The sequence below is a fragment of the Saccharothrix sabaoui genome (assembly GCF_051756985.1).
In the GTDB taxonomy this organism is placed as follows: domain Bacteria; phylum Actinomycetota; class Actinomycetes; order Mycobacteriales; family Pseudonocardiaceae; genus Actinosynnema.
Genome location: NZ_JBPKJK010000246.1, coordinates 1 through 9,215, shown reverse-complemented (window position 1 = coordinate 9,215; position 9,215 = coordinate 1). Strand labels below are relative to the sequence as shown.

The following is a 9,215-nucleotide window of genomic DNA, read 5'->3' as shown; positions in this document are numbered from 1 at the left end:
CTCCACACCGCGGATCAGCACGCCCTGCCGCCACACGACCTCCTCCGGCGGCACCGCCAACCGCAGGCCGGGGAAGCGGCGCACCAGCGTGCCCAGCGCCACCTGGAGGTCCAGCCGCGCCAGCTGCGCGCCGATGCAGTGGTGCGGCCCGAAGCCGAACGTCACGTGCGGGTTGTCCGCCCGCCGCAGGTCCAGCACGTCCGGGTCCGCGAACACCTCCGGGTCGTGGTTGGCCGAGGCGATGTCGGCCACCACCGTCTCACCCGCCCGCACCACCACGTCGCCGAACCGCACGTCCTCCACGGCGACCGCGCCGAACGCGCCGCCGGAGTTGATCGGCACGTAGCGCAGCAGCTCCTCCACCGCCCGGTCCACGCCCTCCGGGCGCGCCCGGAGCCCGGCCAGCTCGTCCGGCGTCGTCAGCAGCGTGTAGGTGAAGTTCAGCACCGTGTTGAGGATCGTCTCGTGCCCGCCGACCAGCAGCGCCACCGCCAGCGACGCCAGCTCCAGCTCGCTGAGCCGGTCCTCGCCGTCCACCGCGGTGACCAGCGTGCTGAGCACGTCCTCGCCCGGCCGGGCGCGCTTGGCGGCCACCAGCCCGTTCAGGTAGTCCAGGAACCGGGACATCGACTGCCGCGCCTCGTCCTCGGTGAACACCCCCGACATGATCGTCTCGGTGAGCACGCGGAAGTCGGCGCGGTCGGCGGGCGGGACGCCCAGCACCTCGCAGATCACCAGCACCGGCAGCGGTTCCGCGACGAACGCCTTCAGGTCCGCCGGGGAGCCGTGCGCGGCCATCGCGTCGAGCAGGCCGTCCACGATCTCCTGCACGCGCGGGCGCAGCCGCTCGATGCGGCGCGCGGTGAACGCCTTCGCCACGAACCGCCGCACCCTCGTGTGCGCGGCGCCGTCCATGGTCAGCACCGACCCCACGGGCGGCGCGCCCGGCACCATGCGCGGCGCGGCCCCGCCCAGCTCCGCCGAGGCGGCCCGGCTGAACCGGGGGTCGGACTGGGCCGTGCGGACCGACGCGTGCCGCAGCGCCACCCACGCGTCACCGCCGAACGGCATCCGCACCCTCGCCACCGGCGCGTCCTCGCGGGCCGCGCGGTACCACGGGTCCGCGGTCAACCGGCTGGTGTCGCCGACCGGGTACCGCGGCGTCGTCTCGTGCGTGCTCATCTGGGCTTCCTCCCGGGACGGTCGGCCCCGGGGCGGTCGGCGGGACCGTCCGCGCGTCGCCCGCGCGGCCCGCTCGCCCGGGTGGCCTCGACCCCATGGTCGGGCATCGCCACTAGCGTCCCGATAGCGCCGGACCCGACCGCGTCGTCGCTGGTGAGGCGCTATTCCGGCGCTATGCCCGCTCTTTAGCTTGGCGAGCGCCGGGAGGGCCGCGGGTCCTGCGCGGACGACCACGACGGGATGGCGGGAATGGCCGACGACGCGAAGCTGCTCGACTACCTGCGCCGCGCCACGGCCGAACTGGCCGACGCCCGCACCCGCGTGCGGGACCTGGAGGCCAGGCCGGGCGAACCCGTCGCCATCATCGGCATGGCCTGCCGGTACCCCGGCGGCGTGCGCACCCCGGAAGACCTGTGGCGGCTGGTGGCCGACGGCCGCGACGCGATCGGGCGGTGGCCCGGCGACCGCGGCTGGGACGTCGCCGGCCTGTACCGGCCCGGACCCGCCACCCCCGGCAGGTCGAGCACGCGCGAGGGCGGTTTCCTCGACGACGCGGGCGACTTCGACGCCGGGTTCTTCGGCGTCTCCCCGAACGAGGCCCTGGCCATGGACCCCCAGCAGCGGCTGGTGCTGGAGACGTCGTGGGAGGCGGTGGAACGAGCCGGCGTCGCGCCGTCCTCGGTGCGCGACAGCCGGACCGGCGTGTTCCTCGGCGCCATCGACAACGGCTACGGCTCGGCGGCGTTCGACGTGCCGCCCGGCGCGGAGGGGTTCCTGGACACCGGCCGCCACACCAGCGTCGTGTCCGGCCGGGTCGCCTACGCCCTCGGGCTGCGCGGCCCCGCCGTCACCGTCAACACCGCCTGCTCCTCCTCCCTGGTGGCCCTGCACCTCGCGGCCCGCGCGCTGCGCGCCGGCGACTGCTCGCTGGCCCTCGCCGGCGGCGTCACCGTGATGCCGGTGCCCGACCCGTTCGTGTCGTTCAGCCAACAGGGCGGCCTCGCCCCGGACGGGCGCTGCAAGGCGTTCGGCGCGGGCGCCGACGGCACCGGCTGGTCCGAGGGCGTCGGCGTGCTGCTGCTGGAACGGCTCTCCGGCGCCGTGCGCAACGGCCACCGCGTGCTGGCCGTGCTGCGGTCCAGCGCGGTCAACCAGGACGGCGCGAGCAACGGCCTGTCCGCGCCCAACGCCGCCGCGCAGCGCCAGGTCGTCCGCGACGCCCTGGCCGCCGCCGACCTCGCCCCCGCCGACGTGGACGCCGTCGAGGCGCACGGCACCGGCACGAGGCTCGGCGACCCCATCGAGGCCGCCGCGCTGCTGGCCGAGTACGGCCGCGACCGCGACCCGGGACGCCCGCTGTGGCTCGGCTCGCTCAAGTCCAACATCGGCCACACCTCCGCGGCGGCCGGCGTCGGCGGCGTGATCAAGGTCGTGCAGGCCCTGCGGCACGGCGTGCTGCCGCGCACCCTGCACGCCGACGAGCCGACCCCGTTCGCGGACTGGTCGTCCGGCGCGGTCCGGCTGCTGTCCGAGGCCCGCGACTGGCCCGCGTCGGACCGGCCGCGCCGCGCCGGCGTGTCGGCGTTCGGGATCAGCGGCACCAACGCGCACGTGATCATCGAGGAGGCGCCGGTCGAGGAGACACCGGTCGCAGGGGCACCGGTCGCGGGGGACGGGCTCGTGCCGGTGGGCGCGGGGGTCGTGCCGTGGGTCCTGTCGGCCCGGTCCGCGGCGGCCCTGCGCGACCAGGCCGCCCGGCTGTCCGCCTGGCTGCCCGGACGCGACGCGCGCCCCGCCGACGTGGCCGCGTCCCTGGCCGGGAACCGGTCGGTGTGGGAGCACCGGGCCGTCGTGGTCGGGCACGACGCGGCGGAGTTCGCGGCCCGGCTGGACCGCCTCGCCGAGGGCGCTCCCGACCCCGGTGTGGTGAGCGGGGTGGCGAAGTCGGACGGTCGGGTGGTGTTCGTGTTCCCGGGTCAGGGTTCGCAGTGGGTCGGGATGGGGCTCGGTCTGCTGGGGTCGTCGGTGGTGTTCGCGGAGCGGATGGCCGAGTGTGAGCGGGCTTTGTCGCCGTTCGTGGACTGGTCGTTGCGTGAGGCCCTGTCCGATGAGGGTTTGTTGGCTCGGGTCGATGTGGTGCAGCCGGTGCTGTGGGCGGTGATGGTGTCGCTGGCCGCGTTGTGGCGTTCGGCCGGGGTCGAGCCGTCGGTGGTGGTGGGGCATTCACAGGGGGAGATCGCGGCGGCGGTGGTGGCGGGTGCCCTGTCGCTTGAGGACGGTGCTCGGGTTGTCGTGTTGCGGAGCAAGGTGATCGGTCGGTTGGCGGGTCGTGGCGGGATGGTGTCGGTTGCGGCGTCGCTGGCCGAGGTCGAGGCGGTGCTCGGCGAGGGCGTCTCGGTCGCGGCGGTGAACGGGCCCGGATCGGTGGTCGTGTCGGGTGGGACCGAGGCGCTGGAGGACTTCGTCGCGCGGTGCGGGCTCGGCGTTCGGCGGATCGCGGTGGACTACGCCTCGCACTCGGCGGTGGTGGAGGAGATCCGCGAGGAACTGGCTGAGCTGTTGCAGGGCGTGACGCCGTTGACGCCCACGGTCCCGTGGCGTTCGACGGTCGCGGACGAAGCCGTCGCGGACGCCGACTACTGGTACCGCAACCTGCGGGACCGGGTGCGGCTCCAGGACGTCGTGGCCGGCCTGGTCGAGGACGGGTTCCGGGTGTTCGTCGAACCCAGCGCCCACCCCGTGCTGGTCCCCGCCGTCCACGACACCGCCGAACGGGCCGGCGCGGACGTCGCCGTCGTCCCCACCCTGCGCCGCGACCACGACGGGCCCGACGCCTGGGCGCTCGCCCTCGGCCACGCGTGGACCGCCGGCGCGGCCGTGGACTGGGACGCCGTGCTGCCCGCCGGCGCCGCCCGGACCGCCGACCTGCCGACCTACGCGTTCCAGCACAAGCGCTACTGGCTGCCGCTGAAGCCCACGACCCGCGACGGCGAACCGGACGACCGGCACTACGGCGTCACCTGGACGCGCCTCGCGGCACGGGCCGCCCGCCTCGACGGCACCTGGCTCGTCCTCGCCCCGCCGGACCTCGACCGGGACCTGCTCGACGCCGTCGTCCGCGCGACCGGCGGCACCGCCGCGACCGTGCCCGACGACGTCACCGACCGCGCGGCGTTCGCCGACCTGGTCACCGGCCACCTGCGCCCCGGCGCGGCCGGCGTGCTGTCCCTGCTGGCACTGGACGAGCGCCCGCACCCGGACCACCCCTTCCTGCCCCGCGGCACCGCCGGCGCGCTCCACCTCGTCCAGGCCCTGGGCGACCTCGGCGTCACCGCGCCGCTGTGGTGCGCCACCCGGGGCGCGGTCACCACCGGCGACGACGACCCCGTCACCAGCCCCGCCCAACAACTGGTCTGGGGGCTCGGCCGGGTCGCCGCGCTCGAACACCCCGACCGCTGGGGCGGCCTGGTCGACCTGCCGCCCGACCTCGACCTCACCGCACTGGCGGGCGTCCTGACCGGGGACGAGGACCAGGTCGCGCTCCGGGGGGACGGCACGCACGCCCGCCGCCTGGTCCGGACCGGACCGCCCGCCGACCTGGCCTGGCGGCCCGAGGGCACCACGCTGATCACCGGCGGCACCGGCGGCATCGGCACGCAGCTCACCGGCTGGCTGGCCGGGCGCGGCGCGCAACGGGTCGTGCTGATGAGCCGGCGCGGCGTCGCCCCGCCGGACCTCCTCGACCGGGCCGCCGCGCTCGGCACCGACGTCACGGTCCTCGCCTGCGACGTCGCCGACGCCGCCGCGCTGCACGGGGCGGTCGCCGCCCTGCGCGCCGCCGGCCACGACATCCGGACCGTGCTGCACGCCGCCGCGTCCGGTGAGCTGGTGGCCCTCGCCGACACCGACCTGGACGAGTTCGCCGCCACCGCCCGCGCCAAGCTGGCCGGGGCGCTCAACCTGCACGCCGAGTTCGGCGACGCGGCCACCGACCTCGTGCTGTTCTCCTCCATCTCCGGGGTGTGGGGCAGCGCCGTGCACGGCGCGTACGCCGCGTCGAACGCGTTCCTCGACGGCCTCGCCGAGCACCGGCGCGGGCTCGGCCTGCGCGCGACGTCCATCGCCTGGGGCATCTGGGACCCGGCCGGCGGCGGTGGCATGGCCGCCGCCCTCGCCGAGGACCGGCTGCTGGCCCAGGGCATCCCGTTCATGGACCCCGCCGCCGCGCTCGACGCCCTCGGCCGCGTCCTCGGCGGGGCCGACCCGCTGACGGTCTGCGCCGCCGTCGACTGGACCCGCTTTGCGCCGGTGTTCACCTCCGCGCGACCCAGCCCGCTGATCGCCGACCTGCCCGAGGCGCGCCGCGCGCTGGGCGCACCGGACGACGGGCCCGACGACACCGCGTCCCCGCTGCGGGACCGGCTGCGCGGCCTGCCCGCCGCCGACCGGCTCGCCGCGCTGACCGACCTCGTCCGCGAGCAGACCGCGGGCGTGCTGGGGCACGGCTCGCCCGACGAGGTCGTCGACGGCCGCGCCTTCCGCGACCTCGGGTTCGACTCGCTGACCGCGGTGTCCATGCGCGACCGCCTCACCGCCGTCACCGGCCTGCCGCTGCCGGTCACCGTCGTGTTCGACCACTCCAGCGTCGACGCCCTCGCCCGGCACCTCGACGCGCGGCTGTTCGGCGAGGCACCCGACCCGGTGCCGACCGCGGTCGGGTCGGCGGCCGACGACGACCCGGTGGTGGTCGTGGCGATGGCGTGCCGCTTCCCCGGCGACGTGCGCGGCCCCGAGGACCTGTGGCGGCTGCTCGCGGACGGCCGCGACGCCTACACCGACCTGCCGGCGGACCGCGGCTGGGACCTCGCCGACCGGTACGACCCCGACCCGGACCGGCCCGGCCGCACCTACCTGCGCGGCGGCTACTTCCTGCACGACGCCGACCGCTTCGACCCCGCGTTCTTCGGCATCTCGCCGCGCGAGGCGCTGGCCATGGACCCGCAGCAGCGGCTGGCCGTGGAACTGGCCTGGGAGTCCTTCGAACGCGCCGGCATCCCCGCCGACGACGTGCGCGGCACCCCGGTCGGCGTGTTCGTCGGCGCGGCCTACCAGGGCTACGGCGGCGACCCGGCCCAGGCCGACCCGTCCGTCGAGACCCACATCGTCGCCGGCATCTCCACCAGCGTGCTGTCCGGGCGGGTGGCCTACGCGTTCGGGCTGGAGGGCCCGGCGATCACCGTCGACACCGCCTGCTCCTCCGGGCTGGTGGCGCTGCACCTGGCGGCGCGGTCCGTGCGGTCCGGCGAGTCCTCGCTCGCGCTCGCCGGCGGCGTCACGGTGATGGGCGCGCCGCTGGCGTTCGGCACCTACAGCCGGCAGCGGGCACTGGCCGTCGACGGCCGCTCCAAGGCGTTCGCGGCCGGGGCGGACGGGTTCGGCATCGGCGAGGGCGCCGGGTTCGTGCTGCTGGAACGGCTGTCGACGGCCCGCGCGGCCGGCCGGCGCGTGCTCGCCGTGCTCCGGTCCACCGCGGTCAACTCCGACGGCGCCAGCAACGGCCTCACCGCCCCGAACGGCCTGGCGCAGCAACGCGTCCTCAGCGCCGCCCTGGCCGCCGCCGGCCTGGCCCCGGACGACGTGGACGTGGTCGAGGCGCACGGCACCGGCACGCGGCTCGGCGACCCGATCGAGGCGCGGGCCGTGCAGGCCGTCTACGGCCGGGACCGGACCCGCCCCCTGCTGCTCGGCTCGGTGAAGTCGAACATCGGCCACACCCAGGCCGCGTCCGGCCTGGCCGGCGTGATCAAGATGGTCCTGGCGCTCGACCGCGGCGTGGTGCCGCGCACCCTGCACGCGGGCACGCCGTCGCCGTTCGTGGACTGGGCGTCCGCGCCGGTCGAGCTGGCCACCGAGGCCCGCCCGTGGGAGACCGGCGGCCGGCCGCGCCGCGCCGGGGTGTCGGCGTTCGGGCTGAGCGGCACCAACGCGCACGTGATCCTGGAACAGGCCGCCGACGCGGTCGCCGCTCCCGAGCCGGAGGCCGGCCCGGTGGCGTGGCTGCTGTCCGCGCGCACCCCCGAGGCCCTGCGCGAGCAGGCCGCGCGGCTGCTGCCCGAGGTCGGCTCCCTGGACCCGGTGGACGTCGCCTGGTCCCTGGCGACCACCCGGAGCGCGTTCGAGCACTGCGCCGCCGTGGTCGGCGGGGACCCCGGGACGCTGACCGCCGGGCTGCGCGCCGTGGCCGCCGGCGAACCGGCCGCGGGCGTGGTGCGCGGTGTCGCCGGCAGGCCCGGCCGGACCGCGTTCGTGTTCCCCGGGCAGGGCGTCGAGTGGCCCGCCATGGGGGTGGAGCTGGCCGCCGCGCACCCCGTGTTCGCGGACCGGCTGCGCGAGTGCGAGCGGGCGCTGCGACCGCACGTGGACTGGTCGCTGGCCGACGTGCTGCGCGACCCGGTGGCGCTGGAGCGGGTGGACGTCGTGCAACCGGCGCTGTTCGCGGTCATGGTGTCGCTGGCCGCGCTGTGGCGCTCGTGGGGCGTGCGGCCGGACGCGGTCGTGGGGCACTCGCAGGGCGAGATCGCCGCGGCCTGCGTCGCGGGCGCGCTGACCCTGGAGGACGCGGCGACCGTCGTGGCGCTGCGCAGCCGGGCGCTGCGGAGCACGACCGGCACCGGCGGCATGGTCCTCGTGCTCCGGCCGCACGACGAGGTCCGCGAGCGGATCGCGCCCTGGCCGGGCCTGTCGGTGGCCGCGGTCAACGGGGAGGCCGCGGTGACCGTCGCGGGCGACGCCGCGGCGGTGCACGCGTTCAGCGCGGCCCTGGCGCGCGACGGCGTGTGGCGGTGGGTCGTGCCCGGGGTGGGGTTCGCCGCGCACTCGCCGCAGGTCGAGCCCCTGCGCGACGGGCTGCTGACCGCGCTGGCCGGCATCCGGCCCCGCCCCGCCGAGGTGCCGTTCTACTCCGCGGTGACCGGCGCGCGGCTCGACACCGCCGTGCTGGACGCCGGGTACTGGTACGACAACCTGCGCCGTCCGGTCGACTTCCTCGGCGCGGTGCGGTCGCTGCTCGCCGACGGGCACCGGTCGTTCGTCGAGTGCAGCGCCCACCCGGCGCTGGTGACGAACGTCGAGGAGATCGCCGGGCGGTCCGACGAGGCGGTGACCGCGGTGGGGTCGCTGCGCCGCGACGACGGCGGCGCGGACCGGCTGCTCACCTCCCTGGCCGGCCTGCACGTGCGCGGCGCGGCGGTGGACTGGCCGGCGGCCCTGCCGACCGGCCGGCCGGTGCCGCTGCCCACCTACCCCTTCCAGCGGCAGAGCTTCTGGCTGCCCCCTCGCCACGCCGCCCGGGACACCGAGGGGGCGGACCGGGTGGTCGACCCCTGGCGCTACCGGGTCGAGTGGCAGCCGCTGGAGCTGCCGGCGGGCCGCCTGTCCGGCACCTGGCTGGTGCTCCTGCCCGCCGGGGGCGGCACGACGCCGATCCCGGGCGCCCTGCGCGACCGGGGCGCGTCCGTGGTCACCGTCGAGGTCGGGCCCGACCGCGCGACCACCGCCGACCGCGTCCGCGCCGCCGCCGACGCCCCCGCCGGCGTCCTCTCCCTCTGCTCGCTCGACCACGCCGGACCCGAGGACGGACTCCTGCGCGCCGTCGCCGTCGTGCGGGCGCTCGCCGACGCCGGCGTCACCGCGCCGCTGTGGTGGGCCACCCGCGACGCGGTGCCGGTCGGGTCCCCGGTGGACCCCGCGCAGACCGCGCTCTGGGGGTTCGGCGTCGTCGCCGGCGTCGAGGACCCCCGCCGGTGGGCGGGCCTGCTCGACCTGCCGTCCGACGTGGACGGCGCGATCGCCGACCGGGTCGTGGACGTCCTCGCCCAGACCGCCGAGGACGAGGTCGCCGTGCGGGCCTCCGGGGTGTCCGGGCGTCGCCTGCGCCGCGTCCCGCCCGCCCCCGACGGCCCGGCGTGGCACGCCGACGGCACCGTGCTCGTCACCGGCGGCACGGGGGCGCTCGGCGGCCTGGTCGCCCGGTG

At 77.2% G+C, this 9,215-nt stretch carries 2 protein-coding genes; one reads left to right on the top strand and one right to left on the bottom strand.

Going from position 1 to position 9,215, the window contains the following annotated elements; all coding sequences use genetic code 11:
* On the bottom strand, positions 1-1,182 hold a 1,182-nt coding region (locus ACR807_RS39445), incomplete at its 3' end, for a cytochrome P450 (protein ID WP_438926646.1).
* 249 nt (positions 1,183-1,431) lie between these two features.
* On the opposite strand from ACR807_RS39445, the gene ACR807_RS39440 reads away from it, so the two are divergent.
* Positions 1,432-9,215: type I polyketide synthase (locus ACR807_RS39440; protein WP_438926645.1), on the top strand; the 7,784-nt coding region annotated here is incomplete at its 3' end.